General features: G+C 66.3%; 1 protein-coding gene. It reads left to right on the top strand.

Annotated elements, in window-relative coordinates; all coding sequences use genetic code 11:
- A partial coding sequence (locus ACMGE0_RS33695; RefSeq protein WP_436820198.1) for a hypothetical protein occupies positions 1–507 on the top strand: 507 nt, incomplete at both ends.

The raw sequence follows: 507 nt of genomic DNA, 5'->3' as shown, positions 1-507 counted from the left end.
GAGGATCCCGCCCACGCGACGAGCGTGCCGATCCCGGGCGACCAGCTGCTCGATCCGACCGGGCTCGATTTCCTCGGCATCCCGGGGATGGTCAGCTACGATCCGCTCGGACTCGCCTATAGCGGTATCTACAACTTCAATCCCGCCACCGACGCCAACCTCTACGCCTTCGGCTGGACGGTGAGCGAAGACGTGCTCACCGGCTATGCGCGCTACGACATCGACTATGAGATGGCCAACGGCGGCTCGCTGAGCGGCAATGTGGGCGTCCAGGTTGTGAAGGTGGACCAGTGGTCCAACGGGCTCGCGGCCAGCGGGTCGCCAGTCGCGGTGATTACCGACGTTTCGGATGGAGTCAGCTACACCCATCTGCTGCCGAGCATGAACCTCGTCGCGCGGCTCGGCGACGGCTTCACGGTGCGCTTCGGCGCGGCGCGGCAGATGGCGCGGCCGCGGATGGACCAGATGCGGGCGTCGATCAATTTCAGCTACGACGCAGCCCGCGCC

The organism is Neorhizobium descurainiae (genome assembly GCF_051400715.1).
Lineage (GTDB): Bacteria > Pseudomonadota > Alphaproteobacteria > Rhizobiales > Rhizobiaceae > Neorhizobium.
Note: the sequence above shows the minus strand (reverse complement) of the source record. Positions and strands in the feature narration are given on the sequence as shown.